Origin of the sequence: Halomonas sp. KX33721 (genome assembly GCF_001596805.1) — a bacterium.
Taxonomy (GTDB): Bacteria; Pseudomonadota; Gammaproteobacteria; order Pseudomonadales; family Halomonadaceae; genus Vreelandella; species Vreelandella aquamarina.
In genome coordinates this window covers 1-18,339 of sequence record NZ_LVIA01000010.1, presented here as the reverse complement: position 1 = coordinate 18,339, position 18,339 = coordinate 1, and the positions used below count along the sequence as shown (strand labels likewise).

At 55.1% G+C, this 18,339-nt stretch carries 15 protein-coding genes and 2 pseudogenes; 11 read left to right on the top strand and 6 right to left on the bottom strand.

Annotated elements, in window-relative coordinates; genetic code table 11:
* The first annotated feature begins 10 nt into the window (after positions 1-10).
* The 5 genes and pseudogenes from pstC (at position 11) to arsJ (ending at position 5,650) form a co-directional block, all read left to right on the top strand.
* Positions 11-1,228 (top strand): phosphate ABC transporter permease subunit PstC, encoded by a 1,218-nt coding sequence (gene pstC, locus A3220_RS04035; protein WP_062373317.1) that lies wholly within the window; start codon positions 11-13, stop codon positions 1,226-1,228.
* Positions 1,229-1,246: 18 nt separating this feature from the next.
* On the top strand, positions 1,247-2,413 hold the full coding sequence (pstA, locus tag A3220_RS04030) for a phosphate ABC transporter permease PstA (RefSeq protein ID WP_044630111.1): 1,167 nt from the start codon (positions 1,247-1,249) through the stop codon (positions 2,411-2,413).
* Between the two features lie 23 nt (positions 2,414-2,436).
* Complete coding sequence (gene pstB, locus A3220_RS04025; protein ID WP_044630110.1) at positions 2,437-3,276, top strand: phosphate ABC transporter ATP-binding protein PstB; 840 nt, start codon at positions 2,437-2,439, stop codon at positions 3,274-3,276.
* A 127-nt stretch (positions 3,277-3,403) separates the two neighbouring features.
* Positions 3,404-4,296, top strand: a pseudogene (locus A3220_RS04020) (ArsJ-associated glyceraldehyde-3-phosphate dehydrogenase); the annotation flags it as partial.
* Between the two features lie 130 nt (positions 4,297-4,426).
* Positions 4,427-5,650 (top strand): organoarsenical effux MFS transporter ArsJ, encoded by a 1,224-nt coding sequence (gene arsJ, locus A3220_RS04015; RefSeq protein ID WP_044630108.1) that lies wholly within the window; start codon positions 4,427-4,429, stop codon positions 5,648-5,650.
* Positions 5,651-5,688: 38 nt separating this feature from the next.
* Here arsJ and A3220_RS04010 read toward each other — a convergent pair whose 3' ends face one another.
* The 5 genes and pseudogenes from A3220_RS04010 to arsH all read right to left on the bottom strand — a co-directional run bounded on the left by A3220_RS04010 (position 5,689) and on the right by arsH (position 8,877).
* Positions 5,689-5,985 carry a CC/Se motif family (seleno)protein gene (locus A3220_RS04010; RefSeq protein ID WP_062359113.1) on the bottom strand — a complete coding sequence of 99 codons (297 nt, stop codon included), beginning with the start codon at positions 5,983-5,985 and terminating at the stop codon, positions 5,689-5,691.
* A gap of 17 nt (positions 5,986-6,002) precedes the next feature.
* Positions 6,003-6,410, bottom strand: a complete 408-nt coding sequence (gene arsC / locus A3220_RS04005) for an arsenate reductase (glutaredoxin) (protein WP_054645178.1) — start codon at positions 6,408-6,410, stop codon at positions 6,003-6,005.
* A complete protein-coding gene (locus tag A3220_RS04000) occupies positions 6,401-7,063 on the bottom strand; it encodes an NAD(P)H-dependent oxidoreductase (RefSeq protein ID WP_062359112.1) in 663 nt (220 codons plus the stop codon). Before A3220_RS04000 ends, arsC begins: the two co-directional genes overlap by 10 nt.
* 12 nt (positions 7,064-7,075) lie before the next feature.
* Positions 7,076-8,144, bottom strand: a pseudogene (arsB, locus tag A3220_RS03995) (ACR3 family arsenite efflux transporter).
* Between the two features lie 13 nt (positions 8,145-8,157).
* A complete protein-coding gene (arsH, locus tag A3220_RS03990; protein WP_054641343.1) occupies positions 8,158-8,877 on the bottom strand; it encodes an arsenical resistance protein ArsH in 720 nt (239 codons plus the stop codon).
* A 147-nt stretch (positions 8,878-9,024) separates the two neighbouring features.
* Here arsH and A3220_RS03985 point away from each other — a divergent pair, with 147 nt between their 5' ends.
* Both A3220_RS03985 and A3220_RS03980 read left to right on the top strand, forming a co-directional pair.
* Positions 9,025-9,435, top strand: coding sequence for an arsenate reductase ArsC (locus tag A3220_RS03985; protein WP_044630102.1), 411 nt, complete (start codon positions 9,025-9,027; stop codon positions 9,433-9,435).
* A gap of 26 nt (positions 9,436-9,461) precedes the next feature.
* Positions 9,462-11,150: a methyl-accepting chemotaxis protein gene (locus A3220_RS03980; RefSeq protein ID WP_062359110.1), complete on the top strand. Its 1,689-nt coding sequence runs from the start codon at positions 9,462-9,464 to the stop codon at positions 11,148-11,150.
* Positions 11,151-11,202: 52 nt separating this feature from the next.
* On the opposite strand, the gene A3220_RS03975 is transcribed toward A3220_RS03980, so the two are convergent.
* Positions 11,203-12,390 (bottom strand): acetyl-CoA C-acyltransferase, encoded by a 1,188-nt coding sequence (locus A3220_RS03975; RefSeq protein WP_062373315.1) that lies wholly within the window; start codon positions 12,388-12,390, stop codon positions 11,203-11,205.
* A 125-nt stretch (positions 12,391-12,515) separates the two neighbouring features.
* On the opposite strand from A3220_RS03975, the gene A3220_RS03970 reads away from it, so the two are divergent.
* The 4 genes from A3220_RS03970 to A3220_RS03955 all read left to right on the top strand — a co-directional run bounded on the left by A3220_RS03970 (position 12,516) and on the right by A3220_RS03955 (position 17,761).
* On the top strand, positions 12,516-13,079 hold the full coding sequence (locus tag A3220_RS03970) for a TetR/AcrR family transcriptional regulator (protein WP_062373313.1): 564 nt from the start codon (positions 12,516-12,518) through the stop codon (positions 13,077-13,079).
* A 193-nt stretch (positions 13,080-13,272) separates the two neighbouring features.
* Positions 13,273-14,943, top strand: coding sequence for an AMP-binding protein (locus A3220_RS03965; RefSeq protein WP_062359108.1), 1,671 nt, complete (start codon positions 13,273-13,275; stop codon positions 14,941-14,943).
* Positions 14,944-14,960: 17 nt separating this feature from the next.
* Positions 14,961-15,728 (top strand): SDR family NAD(P)-dependent oxidoreductase, encoded by a 768-nt coding sequence (locus A3220_RS03960; protein WP_054645179.1) that lies wholly within the window; start codon positions 14,961-14,963, stop codon positions 15,726-15,728.
* 227 nt (positions 15,729-15,955) lie between these two features.
* Positions 15,956-17,761, top strand: coding sequence for an acyl-CoA dehydrogenase C-terminal domain-containing protein (locus A3220_RS03955; protein ID WP_062359107.1), 1,806 nt, complete (start codon positions 15,956-15,958; stop codon positions 17,759-17,761).
* The last annotated feature ends 578 nt before the right edge of the window (positions 17,762-18,339 follow it).

The window sequence follows — 18,339 nt, the reverse complement described above, 5'->3', positions numbered from 1 at the left end:
TTTACTTCTTTTGCACAGTGCTCTTGCTGCTGGGCTATGTGGCSTTTTTGTGGGCCGAGCGCGTGCGCGGGTCCGTGCTTCTGGCGCGGCGATGTATGCACAGCCTGACCAATATGCGTGGTTTGCTGTTCTCTCAACAGCAGGCCCTGCGGTGCTGGTGGGGGCGCTAGGCTCGCTACTGTTATTACTGTTGGGCGCAGATATTCCGCCCATGTATTTATTAGCAGCCAGTTTAGTGGTCGCTGCGGCTGGTTTGGCGGTTGGTGTGGCTCAAGTGAAGCCCCATTTTCACGCTCGCCAAGCCATTGAACGCGTGATTCGCTGGGTGCTAACCGGCGCCGCGATGATATCGATCTTTACTACCTTCGGTATTCTGTTTTCGATCATTTCGGAAGCCCTGCGCTTTTTCCAAATGCACAGCTTCTGGGAGTTCATTACCGGTACAACCTGGAACCCTGGGGCGAGCTTCCTAGCTGCCGCCGGACGCGGCGATGGTAGTGGCGCGCAGTTTGGCTCAGTGCCGCTGTTCGCCGGTACCTTCATGATCACCGCGATTGCCCTGCTGGTGGCGGTGCCCATTGGCCTGCTGTCGGCTATTTACATGTCGGAGTACGCTCCACAGCGGGTGCGCACGATTGCTAAGCCGGTGCTTGAGGTGTTGGCAGGTATTCCCACGGTGGTTTACGGTTTCTTCGCCGCCATTACCGTCGCGCCGATTATCGTCAATATTGCTGGCTTCTTTGGTCTGGATGCCTCTTACAACAACGCCGTTGCCCCTGGCATCGTGATGGGCATCATGATCATCCCGTTCATCTCGTCGCTCTCTGATGACGTGATCAACTCTGTGCCTGACAGCATGCGTCAAGGCTCGCTGGCACTAGGGATGACGAAAGGTGAAACCATCCGGGACGTGGTCATACCTGCGGCACTGCCCGGTATCATTTCCGCCGCACTGCTAGGCATGTCCCGAGCGCTGGGTGAAACCATGATTGTGGTGATGGCGGCGGGTATGCGCCCGAACCTAACGGCCAACCCGCTAGAGGACATGACCACCGTGACCGTACGCATCGTGGCATCACTCACGGGCGACCAAGAGTTCGAGAGTGCTGAGACGCTGTCAGCGTTCGCCCTGGGCCTGGTGCTGTTCGTTGTGACTCTAACGCTCAACCTGGTATCTGTACTAATGATCCGCCGCTTCCGCGAAAAATACCGCGTGAACAACCTGTAACGCCGAGGAACTGATTCGATGAGCCACTCTTTTGACGAGATCAGCCAGCAGCTTAAGCGGCGTCACCGTAAGTCGGCACGCCTGAAGTGGATCTCCATGGGCGCGCTGGGCTTAGCAGGCCTGTTCTTAGTGCTGTTCTTTGCTGACATGCTGAGCAAAGGCCTACCTGCTTTCCAGCAGGCCTATATCAATACCGAAGTTCGCTACACCGAAGAAGCGAGCCGCGATGGTCGCCTAGCGTTTGAGGAGGAGCTGCTGCCGCTGATTAGCCGCACGGTGGTACGCGTTATTCCGCTACAGCTGCGCAACAACCCAGAAATGATCGGTACCTCCGAGCAGCGCTGGATGCTGGCCACCAGTGAAGTGGATCAGTACCTGAAAGGGCATCGTAACCGCCTGAGCGATGAAGAAAAAGCCGAAATCGATGAGCGTGTTGCTGCAGGTCAGGTTGATTTGCGCTTCAACAAAACGTTCTTCGGTTCAGGGGATTCGAAGATTGCCGAGAACGCCGGTATCTTATCGGCGGTGGTCGGTACCATCATGACCATGATTGTGACGCTGCTGATCTCTTTCCCCATCGGTGTAATGACGGCTATTTATCTGGAAGAGTTTGCCCCGGATAACCGCTTTACACAGCTGATCGAGATCAACATCAACAACCTAGCAGCGATCCCATCGATTCTGTTTGGTTTGTTAGGTCTGGCGATCTTTATCAACTTCTTTGGTGTACCACGCTCATCTCCGCTGGCAGGCGGTATGACGCTGGCGCTGATGACCCTTCCCGTCATCATCATTGCCACCCGTACGGCACTGCGTAGCGTGCCGGACTCCATTCGCCATGCGGCATTTGGTGTAGGTTGCTCGCGCTGGCAAGTGGTTCGTGATCACGTTCTTCCGCTAGCGATGCCCGGTATCATGACTGGTTCGATCATTGGCCTAGCGCAGGCGATGGGTGAAACTGCACCGCTGATCATTGTGGGGATGGTGGCCTTCATTCCGGATGTCAGCGCTTCCTTTACCCAGGCAGCCACGGTCATGCCCGCGCAGATCTTTACCTGGTCAGGCGAGCCGGAGCAGGCCTTCGTTGAAAAAACCGCTGGTGGCATCCTAGTGCTACTGTCTGTGCTGATTTCGCTCAACGCCTTTGCCGTTGTGCTACGCAAGAAATTCGAGCGCCGCTGGTAAGCCGGCGCCCAAGAGGACACCTTATGAATAGCCAAGCACCCGTTATGAATCAGCAGCATGCACCAGACGTTGGCCAGCCCTACACGCGTAACGAGCAAGCATGTCACGACCTTAGTATTCGTGTTCGCGACCTCAACCTGTGGTACGGCAAGAGCCAAGCACTGAAAGGGCTGAACATCGACCTGTTCCAGAAGAACGTGACCGCGCTGATTGGCCCTTCGGGGTGCGGTAAATCGACCTTTTTGCGCTGCTTGAACCGTATGAACGACTTGATTCCCAGCGTGCATATTGAAGGTCTGGTAGAGATGGACGGCCAGGATGTGAATGCTGGCAAGATGGATGAAGTGGCGCTGCGCCGCCGGGTAGGGATGGTGTTCCAGAAGCCGAACCCGTTCCCGAAATCTATCTACGAGAACATCGCCTACGCACCGCGTATGCACGATTTGGTGAGCCGTAAAGCCGATCAAGATGAGCTGGTCGAGAAGGCCCTGCGCGATGCCGGTTTGTGGAACGAAGTGAAAGACAAGCTGCAAGAGCCGGGCACCTCGCTCTCTGGTGGTCAGCAGCAGCGTCTGTGCATCGCACGGGCGATTGCTGTTCAGCCTGACGTCATTTTGATGGATGAACCGACCTCAGCCCTGGACCCGATCTCCACGGCCACCATCGAAGATTTGATGGATAAGCTGAAAGAGCAGTTCACCATCGTGACCGTGACGCACAACATGCAGCAGGCGGCGCGCGTGGCGGACTACACGGCTTTCTTCCATCTGGGGGAAATCATCGAGTACAACGATACGAAAGTAATGTTCTCGACCCCGGCACAGAAGAAAACCGAAGACTATATTTCTGGCCGTTACGGCTAAATAGACCGCTGTTTGTTGGCCCGCTGTCATGGCGGGCTTTCAAGCAGCGTTTTTTTGACTGTTGATATATGTTTTTTCGTATATAAGCGGTAGGCTTGGCCTTTATTGCATACTTGGAGACAACCCTATGTCACTTCGCATCGGTATTAACGGATTTGGCCGTATTGGACGCCTAGCGCTGCGCAGCCTTTGGTCGCAGGTAGCGGCAGGCGAGGTGACGTTGGTGCGTATTAACGACCCCGGTGGTGATGCGGCCACCTTTGCCCATTTATTGGAGTTTGATTCCGTCCACGGCCAATGGGCGCCGGGGCAGGGCATGGCAGCGCGTCAGGATGCCATTGTCATTGATGGACATGAGGTGGCCTTTAGCACTCATAAAACCATTGCGGAAAGCGATTGGTCCAGCTGCGATGTGGTCATCGAGTGCTCCGGCAAAATGAAAAGTACCGACAAGCTGAATGCTTACCTGGATCAAGGCGTTGGGCGCGTGGTGGTGAGTGCGCCGGTGAAAGAGGAGGGCGTGCTCAATGTGGTGGTGGGTGTGAATGACCACCTGTTTGAGCCAGCCAAGCACCGTATTGTCACGGCCGCTAGCTGCACCACTAACTGCCTAGCGCCGGTCGTCAAAGTGATTCTTGAGCATTTTGGTATTCGTCACGGTTCCATGACCACCGTGCATGACATTACCAATACCCAAACCATTTTGGATGCACCTCATAAAGACCTGCGTCGTGCCCGCGCCTGCGGCATGAGTCTCATCCCTACTACCACGGGCTCGGCGAAAGCCATTACGGCAATTTTCCCTGAACTGGAAGGCAAACTTAACGGCCACGCGATCCGCGTACCGCTGGCTAATGCATCGCTCACCGATATGGTGTTCGAGCTTGAACGAGAAGTGACCGTTGATGAGGTGAATCAAGCGCTCAAGCTGCCGCCGATGGCCCCCTCAAAGGCATTCTGGGCTATGAAGAGCGCCCGCTGGTATCGATTGACTACCGTACGGACCCGCGTAGCTCGATTATTGATGCCCTCTCTACCATGGTGGTGAACGGCACTCAGTTAAAGCTCTACGCGTGGTACGACAATGAGTGGGGTTACGCCAATCGTACCGCCGAGCTGGCACTTATGGTGGGTGGGGAGCCGGTTGGTCGTGGCTGAATCGCTGCTGGATAACGTCAAGGCGCTACCGTTCGAGGTGCGCCAGTACATGCTGATTACCGGCAACTACTGGGCGTTCACCATTACCGACGGCGCGCTGCGGATGCTGGTGGTAATGTATTTCCACCAGCTCGGCTACTCGCCGCTGCAAATCGCCATGCTGTTTCTGTTCTATGAAGCGTTTGGCGTGGTAACGAACTTGGTGGGCGGCTGGCTAGGGGCGAGACTGGGCTTGAACCGCACTATGAATGTGGGGCTAGGGCTGCAAATTGTGGCGCTCGCCATGCTAATGGTCCCTGCTGGTATGCTGACCGTTGTGTGGGTAATGGCCGCCCAGGCGCTGTCGGGCATTGCCAAAGACCTCAATAAAATGAGCGCTAAAAGCGCCGTGAAGGTGCTGGTGCCGGCCACGAGTGCCAATGCCAACAGCGCCTTATACCGCTGGGTCGCTATGTTGACCGGCTCTAAAAATGCCCTGAAAGGCCTGGGCTTTTTCGTTGGCGGTGTACTGCTCACGTTGATTGGCTTTCGTGGGGCGGTCATTGCCATGGCCATCATGCTGGGTGCTGTGCTGCTACTATCGCTCTGGCGCCTCAAAGCAGATTTAGGCAAGCAAAAAGTCAAACCCAAGTTCTATGAGATCTTTTCAAAATCCCGCGCCATCAACGTGCTCTCGGCCGCGCGGTTTTGTCTGTTTGCTTCTCGTGATGTGTGGTTTGTCGTGGCGCTGCCGGTCTTTCTTTATGATCAACACGGCTGGAGCCACTGGACCGTAGGTGGCCTATTGGCGGCCTGGATCATCGGCTATGGTGGCGTACAAACCCAAGCACCAAAACTCACAGCCCTGCTAAAAGGCGATGCGCGAACCATCACCGCTGGCTGGGCCGCCGCCCTGGCCGTTCTGGCCATTCTGCTTGCGCTACTTCCCTTGGCGCAGGTGGGCTGGCTGGTGGTGGGCCTGTTGGCGTTTGGCGTGCTGTTTGCCGTGAACTCCAGTTGGCACAGTTATCTGATCGTTCACTATGCCCGCGCTGACGGCGTCTCGATGGACGTCGGGTTTTACTATATGGCCAATGCCATGGGGCGCTTGGTCGGCACGCTGCTCTCCGGGTGGCTCTACATGGAATACGGCCTGAGTGCCTGCCTTTGGGTGGCGGCTGCCTTGGTGGCGGCAAGCTCTATGATGGCCCTTGCATTGCCTAAGCAGGCAGCGTGAGCGATGTGCACCATGCCGATTCACGGCGCGGGCGTGTCCTAGTGCCCAGCGCGTAGCGGGGCACCATCGACGAATAGCCGCTGCAGCTTCCACCACCCTTCCACCCGGAGTCGTAAGCCCTGATAGGTAAGCTCTGGCGCTATCCAGAGCGTTGTTTCTTCCATCTGGTGGCATTCAAATGTTGAGGTCTCTTTGGGGGTAGATGTCTCAGCGATGGCGATGCGCGACGTGCCGCCGCAGCAGCCGTGACGGGGTGAAAACCGTACCGTGACCACACCCCCTTGTTGCTTGATAAAAGCGGCAGCTTTTTCTTCTATTTCAATGATCGGGTCCATCGCTTCTTGAGCGCCCCTTACGTCGGTGGATAGGCAACATGCTCACCATCCTCTTTCACAAAGTGTGCCACCGGCCGGTCCAGCAGCGTCAACACCTGTTCGGAAGGTCGGCAGAGTTTTGCGCCTTTGGGTGTGATGACGATAGGGCGATTGATGAGGATTGGATGTGCCATCATGGCGTCGATAAGCTGATCATCGCTTAACGTCGGGTCATCCAATGTGAGTTCATCGTAAGGCGTGCCTTTGCGGCGCAGCAGCTCTCGCGGTGGTAGCTTCATCATCGCCAGTAGCTCTACCAATCGCTCTCGGCTAGGCGGTGTTTCAAGGTAGAGGATCACTTCAGGGGACTCCCCTGATGCCTTGATCATGGCCAGGGTATTGCGCGATGTGCCGCAGTTAGGGTTGTGATAAATGATTACTGACATGGAGGAGCGTCACGCTGACTAGGAGTTTGATTGATAGCAGGGGATAAGCGGGTGGGGTCTTGCTCGGCTTTATACGCTTTGGCGGCGTTTGCCCACCACATCAATTGCACTAGCGTCCGACCAAAATAGCCTTCCCAGCGCTCTTGCTCTGCATGAAATTGTCCATCGTTATCGAGGGCTTCATGAGCCTTTGGGATATGTATCATCGCTGAGACAGGCAAGCAGCCCAGCTCAGACAGAAAGGAGCGCATATTCACCGCAGCGCGGGCACCGCCCCACTGGCCCATGGAGTAGGTGACAATGGCACTGGGTTTGAACGCAAATAGCGACGCGCCAAAGTGATTCAGTAAATGACTCAGTGCTGGGCTCATGGCGTGGTTGTACTCAGGGCTGACCATGACGTAGCCATCTGCTTGATCAATTTTTATTGCCAGGGCGTCCAGATCATCCGGAACCGTAGAGGCGGAGTAGGCAAAATGCGGTTTAAACGGGCCGCTCAAATCGAGTGAGAGCGGGTCAATAATCTCCGCCGTCGTATCGCGCTGTGCGCTGAGTAACTGCAAGCACGCTTTGGCTACCCGCTCGCCCAGGCGAGCAGGCGCGGGAGGCGTTGACGTTCTGGTTGAGCCGAGAAAAATCAAATAGTGCGCCATCAAGCAGGCTCCTTAAGCATGAGTAGGGAAGTGCTGACGCGTGTTATTGGCAATGCGCACCAGGGCCAGCATCAGCGGTACCTCTACCAGTACACCCACCACCGTTGCTAGAGCAGCGCCCGATTGCAGACCAAACAGCGCAATGGCGGCGGCCACGGCAAGCTCAAAAAAGTTGCTGGCGCCAATCATCGCCCCGGGTGCGGCAATATTGTGCGGGACGCGCCACGCTTTCGCCCAGCCATAGGCAATGAAGAAGATTAAAAACGTCTGCAGAATTAGCGGAATGGCGATAAGCACAATATGCAGCGGATTGTTCAGAATGACATCGCCCTGAAACGCGAAAAGCAGTACCAGGGTAATGATCAGCCCCATCGGCGTGACCGGGCCAATGCGCTTCATAAAGACGTTGTCGTACCAATCGGCACCGCGCTTAGCGATAAGGGTTTTCCGCGTGAGGTAACCTGCCGCCAGGGGAATGACGATGTAGAGCACTACCGACAGCAGCACCGTATCCCAGGGTACCTGAATATTGGAAATACCCAGCAGAAAGACCACGATCGGCGCAAAGGCAAACAGCATGATCAGGTCGTTGAGGGCGACTTGTACCAGCGTGTAGGCCGCATCGCCACGGGTAAGGTAGCTCCAGACGAAAACCATCGCGGTGCAGGGCGCCGCACCCAGCAAAATGGCCCCCGCAAGGTACTGGCTGGCCAGCGCATCAGGAATCCAAGGTTTAAAAATCACCATAAAAAAATAGCCATGCTAGGGCAAACATGGTGAAGGGTTTGATGAGCCAGTTCACCGTGGTGGTGATGGCCAGCCCTTTTGGCTGGCGGCGCACGCCAGCGATCGCGCTAAAGTCAATTTGCGCCATCATGGGAAAAATCATCGCCCATATCAGTACAGCGATCGGAATCGACACCTGCGCGTATTCAAAGCGTGAAAGAGCCTCGGGAATGGCGGGAGCCCACTGGCCTAGCGCAATACCGGCCACAATCGCAGCGGCGACCCAAAGCGACAGATAGCGTTCAAAAAGCCCCATATCAGCACTGCTGGGGGCTGCCTTCTCCTGATGTGACATGCTCGCTCCTTGATTATATGGCCCGCTGGTTAACGCGCTTGGAGAGCTCTTCGGCGCTCTCTTTACGCTCTGAGTATCGGTCGGTGAGCAGGTCGCTGCGCTCTCGTACCAGTAGAGTGAATTTTACGAGTTCTTCCATGACATCCACGATGCGATCATAAAACGGCGAGGGCTTCATGCGGTCGTTGTCATCGAACTCCATAAAGGCTTTGGGCACGGACGATTGGTTAGGGATCGTCACCATGCGCATCCAGCGGCCCAAAATGCGCAGCTGGTTCACCGTGTTAAAAGATTGTGAACCACCGCAGACCTGCATCACGGCCAGGGTTTTGCCTTGGGTAGGGCGTACGCCGCCCAAAGCCAGGGGTATCCAATCAATTTGTGCTTTCATAATGCCTGTCATCGCCCCGTGACGCTCTGGCGAGCACCACACCATCCCATCTGCCCACTGTGCTAGGGAGCGCAGCTCTTCCACCTTAGGGTGGCTGGCATCTTCGGCATCAGGAAGCGGCAGGCCACGCGGGTTAAAAATGTGTGTTTCAGCGCCCATCGCGTTCAGCAGGCGGGCGGCCTCTTCAACCGCCAAGCGACTAAATGAGCGCTCGCGTAGTGATCCGTACAGCAGCAGCACCTTTGGTGCAGGGCGCGAAGAGGGCGGTAACCCCAATGATTCGAGGCTAGGGGCTTGGAAGAGCTCAGGGTCGAGATTGGGTAAATCCGCAAGCAGGGCCATGGGGGCTCCTTGGTGAAAGCAGCAATAGATGGCTTTCATGATATATGTTTTTTCGTATATTTCTAGCCGCCTGCTTGAGCTGCAATATCTCCGTCATCATCTGGGCGTATGGTGGCGATGTAAAATTAAATAAGAGGTTGTTGAATTATGTCGAAGCGTCGCGTGCTCTTTCTCTGTAATGCCAATTCTGCGCGCTCTCTCATGGGAGAAGTGCTACTTCGCCATATGGCCGGTGATCGCTTCGAATCCTTCAGTGCAGGCTCTGAACCCGACGAGCCTCATGCGCTAACCCTTGAAGCCTTAAAAAAGCAGGGTCTTTCGACAGAGGGGCTGCACAGTAAGTCGCTGGATCAGTTCGAGAACGAAGCGTTCGACGTAGTGATCGTGCTGTGTGACAAAGCTCAGCAGGCGTGCCGCGATTGGCAAGGGAAAGCAGGCGAAATTTTATTCTGGGACATCCGTGACCCTCGTCTGATCAGTAAGTTGGACGCTTACGAGCAGGCGCTGTTCGAGATCCGCCGCCGTTTACAGCTGTGGCTACCGCTGCAAAAAAGCTGATCATTTCTATCTCGACAGGGTGCACCATGAAATTTATCAATAATTTAAGCGTCAAGGCGAGTTGGACGCTGGTACTCGTGACTTTTACTTGCCTTGTGCTTGCCATTGGTGGCTTAGGGCTTTTTGCCAACCAGTTTGGCCGCGATGCCTTTACATCGATGCAACAACGCGACATGGCTCAGGTGCGCGAGCTAAATAGCGCTTACACACAGCTGTTGCGTGCCAGGGTACAGATGAATCGGGCAGCTGAGCTGATTCGCACTCCCTCGTTTGATCGTCCAGAGCCGCTTCTGGAAGAGTCGGATCGGTTGCTGGCATCGGCGGCCACGCATTTTGAAGCTTTCCAAGCGAGCTTTCCGGAGGGGGAGCAGCCCGAGCTGGTCGGCCAGTTGGCGAGCAATTTTCAATCCCTGGTAAATAACAACCTTAGCCTGCAGATGATGATGCTAGAAGAGCGCGATGTGCGTGGCTTTCTCTCTGGCGAATCTCGGGTGGATGATAGCAGTCAGCAGTTCGTTAACACCGCGGAAGCGTTTTACGGCTATTCAGTGGCCCGTGGCGCTGGTTTGTCTGAGCGTTTCGAGAACGTTTCATCGCTGCTCTTCATGGGAGTGGTGGGTGTCGTCGTGCTGGCGCTGCTAGTCGTAGGCCTAGTCGTATGGGGCGTACGTCGGAACGTTTTGCGGCCGCTGCGGGTTATTACTCAACACTTTAAACGTATTGCTAAGGGCGATTTATCCTCTCCGGTAGAGGCGCACGCCAATAATGAAATTGGCCAGCTGTTTAGCGAGCTGGCGAATATGCAGCGTTCATTAACCACCACCGTGAATCATCTCAATAACAGCAGCCAGCAGGTGTATAGCGACAGCCAAGCCATGGCGACGCAAAGCCAGCAGTTGGCTGGACAAACCGATTCTCAGGTATCAGCGCTTCAGCAAATGGCTGCTAGCCTTGAGCAGCTCACCGCGACGGTGAATCAAAACGCAGAAAGCGCCGCGCATGTAAATCGCTCTACCACCGACGTGTCTCACAAAGCGCAGCAGGGCGATGAAGTGATCGCTCAGTTTATTGCCACCATGCAGTCTATCAACGAGCACTCCGAAGAAATTCAAAGCATTATCAAGGTGATCGAAAGCATTGCGTTCCAAACCAATATTTTGGCATTGAACGCCTCTGTAGAGGCGGCGCGGGCTGGCGAGCATGGACGCGGATTTGCTGTAGTGGCTAGTGAAGTTAGGGCGCTGGCAACGCGCAGTGCCGATGCTGCTCACGATGTTCGTGCACGTATTGAGGCCTCGAGTAAAAGCGTTGAGCAGGGTAGCGAACTTTCTCAACAGGCAGGCGAGCACACTCGGGCAATCATGCAAGCGGCGACTCAGGTAGAACACTTGATGGCGCAAATGGCCAAAGCCTCTGAAGAGCAGCGTCGCGGTATTGAAGAAGTGAACGTTGCTGTCACGCAAATCGACGCGACGACTCAAGATACGATGCGCTTGGTCAACCAAACGGCACAAAGCGCCGAGGGGTTAACCCAAGAGGCGCTGCAGATGCGTGAGTACGCGGGACAGTTCCGTATTATTGAGGAGGCCCCAGTACCTGACGTACATGATGACGAAGAGGCGGAGCAGCCTCTGGAGCAGTTGGATTGGCAGGCAATGGCCAGCGCTGAATTGAGTAATCGCGATCATAAAGACGATATGCGCGCCTTGGCATAGTGGCTGCCAAGACGCGGATGGGCACTGTACTGTGTGATGCTGCGGTGAGTGTTTAATCCATGAGCTCAACGGCAACGGCGGTGGCTTCACCGCCGCCAATGCAAAGGCTGGCAATACCGCGTTTGCCGCCTTTCGTGCGCAGGGCATGAATTAGCGTGGCGATAATACGGGAGCCGGTGGAGCCAATGGGGTGACCTTGAGCGCAAGCACCGCCAAACACGTTCACCTTCTCATGGGGTAAGCCCAGGTCGTCTATGGCCATGAGGGTCACGACGGCGAAGGCTTCATTGATCTCAAACAGATCGACGTCGTTGACTCCCCAGCCAAGCTTTTTCATCAGCTTTTCAATCGCGCCTACAGGGGCAATGGTAAATTCGCTGGGATGACGTGAGTGGGTGGCGTGTCCAAGCATTTTTGCCAGCGGTTTAACACCATGGCGCTGTGCGGCTTCGTGGCTTGCTAAGATGAGCGCTGATGCACCATCGGAGATGGAGCTAGAGTTAGCTGCTGTGATGGTGCCATCTTTAGCAAATGCAGGACGCAGCTGGCGGATTTTATCCAGCTTGGCTTGGAAGGGCTGCTCATCGTGAGAAACAACGGTGTCGCCCTGGCGCGTGGTGACCGTGACAGGGGCCATTTCGGCATCTAAATCGCCATTGTTGGTGGCAGCCATCGCTCGTTCCAGGGAAGCAATGGCGAAGTCATCCAGCCGCTCGCGGGTATAGCCGCGCTCTGTAGCTACATCCTGCGCAAAGGCGCCCATCAGTTTGCCGGTTTCGGCATCTTCAAGGCCATCCAGGAACATATGATCTTTGAGCTCGCCGTGGCCCAGTCGATAGCCGCCGCGTGCCTTAGTGAGTACATGAGGCGCATTCGACATAGACTCCATGCCGCCTGCTAATAAAATCTCTCCGCTACCGGCCTTGATCAAATCATGTGCGAGCATGGTGGCTTTCATGCCTGACCCGCAGAGTTTATTGATGGTGGTGGCACCGTTGGCATCGGGAATGCCTGCTTGGCGCATCGCCTGGCGTGCGGGGCCCTGTTTAACGCCAGCAGGCAAAACGCAGCCCATGATGCCCTCTTCAATAGCGGCAGCGTCGATACCTGCGCGTTCAATAGCGGCACGGATGGCAACTGCGGCAAGTTCGGGGGCGCTCATGCTGGAAAGGCTGCCCATCATACCGCCCATTGGGGTGCGGGCGGCGGATAAAAAGACGACGTCGGTAGCGCTACTCATTCTATCTCCTGATAGATTTTTTGTGATTATCTGGCTGAGCGATTAGCGATGCGTTGACCCATTCGCGGGGCTGTGGTCTTCTCCTAAGTAACCAAGCAAGCGCTAGTGTAAATGACATGAATGTAATGAATGCATCTCCTCGCCGCAAGGAATTGACGCGCTTAGCAGCTCAGCTATTCGTCCAAGAGGGCTTTGATCGCACCACGGTGCGCATGTTGGCCCAGGAAATGGGCATCAAGTCCGGCAGCCTGTTTCACCACTTCAAAGATAAGCAGGAAATTCTGGCAGCAGTGATTGAGGAGGGCACTCAGAACGCACTAGGCATCGCAAAAGCCGCGTTGCAATCTTGCCCCGACAGTGCAGAAGCTCGGCTGCATGCCATGGCAAGGGCGCACCTGGAAACGCTGTTTGCAGATCGTAATGCTCACGTGGTGGCGCTGTTTGAATGGCGACGGTTAGACCCCGCTGCCAGCGCCCACCTTAGCCACCTACGCGATGCTTATGAGGCGATGTGGGTTGAGGTGATTGATGATGCTCTGGCGGAAGGGTTGATTCATGGCGACCGCTTCCTCGTTTCCCGCTTTATTTTAGGCGCGTTGAACTGGACCGTTCGTTGGTATGACCCCAATGGCCCGCGCACCCCAGACGACCTTGCTGATGAGCTGGTGGCAATGATCCTGTCGCGCTAATGCTTGGCGCTGTCTCTTCCCAATCGACCAACGTCTAACCTCATGGCCGCGCTTGTGGCTTGCGCTCTTGGGTAAATGCTTTTAGCGTTGGTCTATCGGTAGGTTTCCGTTAACGTAAACGCACAATAATGCCAGCACTACGTTGAATCCTGCCTGCCCGAGTGCTCACGACCAACAACATAAGAGAGCCGTCATGACAGCAACAGCCACGTCACTTCCCCCGTATTCGACTTTTTTTGAAAGCTTTTCGGTTGATAGCGTTATCGCCAAACTTGACGACCATCAGGATGGATATTTAAACGCCTTTGACGCCTGTTGTGGACGGCATGTGCGCCAAGGGCGTGGTGATGTATTGGCGCTAGTACATGAAGATACCCAGGGCCAAACCTATACGCTGACCTATTCCGAACTTGATCAGCAGAGCGGCCAATTGGCGGGCTGGTTCAAAAGCCAAGGGTTCGGTGAAGGCGACCGGATTGCCTGCATGCTGCCTCGTTCTGTTAATTTGCTGATCACCGTGCTGGCAACGTGGCGCATTGGGGCCGTCTACCAGCCGCTGTTTACTGCCTTTGGGCCGGACGCCGTGGATTACCGTCTTAGCCGTGCCGATACCAAGTTGGTTATTACCGATCATGCCAATCGCTACAAGTTTGATGGGTTGAGCCAGTGTCCGCCCGTTTTAGCCGTGGGCGGTGCAACCAGTGAGCATGCCAACGACCTCGATTGGCAGATCGCATTGACGTATACGTCAACGAGTGAAGCACCGCCCCGGCTTTCGCCGGATAAGCCGTTTCTTCAGATGTTTACTTCCGGCACGGTGGGTAAGCCCAAAGGGGTCGCCGTGCCGTTATCGGGTATGACCGCATTTGCGCTCTATATGGAGCTGGCGGTTGACCTTCGTGAAGATGACCGCTTCTGGAATATGGCGGACCCTGGCTGGGCCTACGGACTTTATTATGCGATTGCAGGGCCGCTGCTGTTGGGCGTTACCACGCATTTTTGTGAGGCCGGTTTTAGTGCAGAGGGGGCGCTGGCATTTATGAAGCGCCATCGCATCACCAATTTTGCAGCGGCACCTACGGCATACCGTTTGATGAAAGCGTCAGGCTTATTTGATGACGCCCATCAAACCTTAACGCTGAGAGCAGCCAGCTCTGCTGGGGAGCCGCTGAATACGGAGGTCGTTACTTGGGTAGAAAAATCGTTGGGTTGCCCGGTGATGGATCATTACGGCCAAACGGAAACCGGGATGACCTGTAATAACCACCACTCTCTTGAGCATCCCAAACATGTAGGTGCCATGGGCGTTCCTATGCCGGGCTACCGACTGGCCATTCTTGATGCGGAATATAACGAGCTGCCACCCGGTGAGCCCGGTGTATTGGCGGTGGATATCAAGAACTCACCCGCCCACTTTTTCCAAGGCTATACCTGGCAGGAGAAAGACCCCTTCGTTAACGGTTACTACCTGACCGGCGATGTGGTGATTCGTAATGAGGATGGCTCGTTCCAGTTCGCAGGCCGCGACGATGACATCATCACTACTGCAGGTTATCGGGTGGGCCCGACAGACGTTGAAAATAGCGTGATGACACATCCAGCGGTGGCGGAATCCGCGGCGGTGGGGCAGCCAGACGAGATTCGTGGCGAAGTGATTAAATCTTACATCGTGTTGCGCGACGGCTTCGAACCCAGCGATGCCCTGGCGGAAGAGATTCGCCAGCAGGTGCGCGAACGGCTCTCTACCCACGCTTTCCCCAGGGTGATTGAGTTTGTCGATGAGCTACCTAAAACCCCCAGCGGCAAGATTCAGCGCTTTAAGCTGCGTGCCCAAGCGGCAGAGCAAGTGCGCGATAACTCATAATTCATAGGAAGAGTGCTATGCAGGTAAAGGACCGTACGTTTTTGATTACTGGCGCTGCCTCAGGTCTTGGTGCGGCCACGGCAGAACGGCTGGTAAACGCTGGTGCCAATGTAGTGCTGTGCGATATGAGTGATCGGGTGTTGAATCTAGCAGAACAGCTGGGTGCTCAGGCTAAAGCCTGTGTCGCTGATATCACCTCTGCCGCTGATATGCAGCAGGCGGTGAATACGGCGGTGGCGTTGGGTGGCGAAAGCGGGCTTTCTGGGGTGGTTCACTGTGCGGGTGTGGTGAGCGTCGCCAAGTTAGTGGATCGAGAAGGTAATCCTGCCGACCTTGATAGCTATGCGCGCACGGTCCATATCAACTTAGTTGGCACTTTTAATGTGATGCGGCTCGCTGCTGCTGCGATGGCTAACAACCCGCCCGGTGATAGCGGTGAGCGTGGTGTGATTATCAACACGGCTTCTATTGCGGCGTTTGATGGGCAAGTGGGGCAGTGTGCCTACAGCGCTTCTAAGGCGGGGGTTGTGGGAATGAGCCTGCCAGCGGCAAGAGAGTTATCTCGTCATGCCATTCGCGTTATGGCGATTGCTCCTGGGGTGTTTGAGACGCCAATGATGAGCGAAATCCCGGATGAGGCTGCTCAGGCATTGGCTGCTGCCGTGCCTTTCCCCAAGCGTTTGGGGAAACCTGAAGAGTTTGCGCTGTTAGCAGAGCAAATCATTACCAACCCCATGCTTAATGGAGAGGTGATTCGTTTGGATGGCGGTATACGCATGCAGTAATCCGTTTTAAGCACACTGCTCCTGGCCAGCCTGCTCATATTTCGAGCAGGCTTTTTTGTATGTAAAACAGGGTATTGTAGTTATAGCGACCAAAGTTGTAGTCGGTTTTTGAGCTTAATTCAAACGACTGCTTGACTGTGCTGTGTGAGCGCGCTAATTTTCAAACATGTGTTTGAAAGCCGTTGGTAAAGCCCAGCCCTTTCAGCCCCCTGTTTAGGAGAAGTGACATGCCCAGCTATCAAGCCCCTCTGCGTGACATACGTTTCGTGATGGACGAAATGTTTGATTACCCAAGCCACTACGCCGCATTACCCAATGGTGAAGATGCCTCGCCAGATGTCGTGAGTGCGATTTTGGAAGAGGGTGGTCGCTTTGCTCGTGAGGTGCTGCTACCTCTTAACCAAAGCGGTGATGAGGAGGGGTGCTTGCTGGAAGGGGGTGAGGTGAAAGCTCCTAAAGGATTTAAAGAAGCCTATCAGCAGTATGTTGAAGGCGGTTGGCCGAGTTTGGCGGCAGATCCTGAGCAGGGTGGTCAGGGCCTTCCGCACTCATTGGCGATGATGCTCTCTGAAATGATCTGCGCTACTAACTTAGCGTGGGGTATGTACCCGGGCTTGTCACATGGTGCGGCGGATGCGCTTCGTCATCACGGTACGGATGAGCAGAAGGCGACATACCTCACCAAGCTGGTAGAAGGTGTTTGGACTGGCACCATGTGCTTGACGGAGCCGCACTGCGGTACTGACCTGGGTTTGATCAAAACCCGTGCAGTGCCCGCTGAAGATGGTGCTTATCACATTACGGGTACCAAAATCTTTATCTCAGCCGGTGAACACAATCTCGCTGAGAACATCGTCCATCTCGTGCTGGCCAAACTTCCAGATGCTCCTGAAGGATCTAAAGGTATTTCGCTATTCGTTGTGCCCAAATTTCTGCCGGACGCTGCGGGCAACCCTGGCGAGCGCAATGGCGTCAGCTGTGGTTCGCTTGAGCACAAAATGGGTATCCATGGTAATGCCACCTGCGTCATGAACTTTGACGGCGCAACGGGTTACCTAGTGGGCGCGCCCAACAAAGGCCTGGCCTGCATGTTCACCATGATGAACGCTGCTCGCCTAGGCGTAGGTATCCAAGGGCTAGGGTTGATGGAGGCAAGTTTCCAGAACTCGCTGAGCTATGCGCGCGATCGTCTGCAAATGCGCGGGCTGTCGGGTGTCCAAGCGCCGGATAAAGTCGCTGATCCTATTATTGTGCACCCTGATGTACGCCGTATGCTGCTGACGCAAAAAGCCTTCGCTGAAGGCGGCCGCATGCTGGTGCTGTATACCGCTCAGATGCTGGATATTGTTGAGCACGGCGCGCCGGGGGCAGAGAAAGAGCGTGCCGAGACTCTCCTCGGCCTACTGACGCCCATCGTGAAAGCGTTTCTGACGGAAGTGGGCTTCGAGTGTACCAATGAAGGCGTGCAGATTTTTGGTGGCCACGGCTTTATTAAAGAGTGGGGCATGGAGCAACTGGTACGCGATGCGCGCATCACACGCCTCTATGAAGGTACGACCGGTATTCAAGCGCTTGATCTGCTGGGGCGCAAAGTACTGATGAGTCAAGGTGAGTCGCTGAAAGTATTCACCAAAGAGATTCACAAGTTCTGCAAAGCAGAAGCGGATAACTCCGCATTGAAAGAATTTATTGAGCCGCTGGCTAAGCTGAACGCTGAGTGGGGCGAGCTCACCATGGGCATCGGTATGAAAGCGATGCAGGACCGTGAAGAGGTGGGGGCTGCCAGCGTCGATTACTTGATGTACTCAGGCTACGTGACGGTTGCTTACCTGTTCGCACGTGCTGCCAAGCAGGCGGCTGCCTCCCAGGACGGTGATGATGCCGCGTTCTATAAGACAAAGTTGAATACCGCACGGTTCTATTACCAGCGCTTGTTACCGCGTACCAAAGCGCACGCGGCAATGATTCAGGCGGGAGCGGGCAGCTTAATGGCCATCTCGAGCGAAGATTTTGGCTTGGGCTTTGAGATTTAAGTCTAGGCGTTTACCAGGCACTCTCTGGTCAGGGTACTGATCGGTGGTTTGCGGCAGACTTGCCTTTGGCATCGTCTGCCGCTTTTTTTTCAAAACCCTCTTGCCAACCCGGCCGCGAATCCGTAAAGTACGCATCCGCTGCCGGGGACGCCCAGCGTTACCAGCGGTGAATGAGGTTGAAAAACCTCTGCTTTGTCAGGAAGTTAGAGCCGTCTTGTTGTCGTTTAGATCGCTCGCTTCACTCGCTAAAAAACAGCGGTTGACAAACACCAGGAAGTGCGTAGAATACGCCTTCCTCGCTGAGGCAACACGGTTCAGGTCATCGAGCCAGTACAGCGAACTTAAGAAAGTTGCTCTTTAACAATTTGATCAGGTAATTCATGTGGGCGCTTGCCGATGAGGGTGATAAATCACCAATTATCAAGGCAAGCGCACAAGAAAGATGTTCACATCTTTCAAGTTCGTTTGAACCTTGAGCCAAGTTTGATCCGCTTTTGTTGCCTTCGGGCAGCGAGTAAGGATCGCATTGATCTTAAACTGAAGAGTTTGATCATGGCTCAGATTGAACGCTGGCGGCA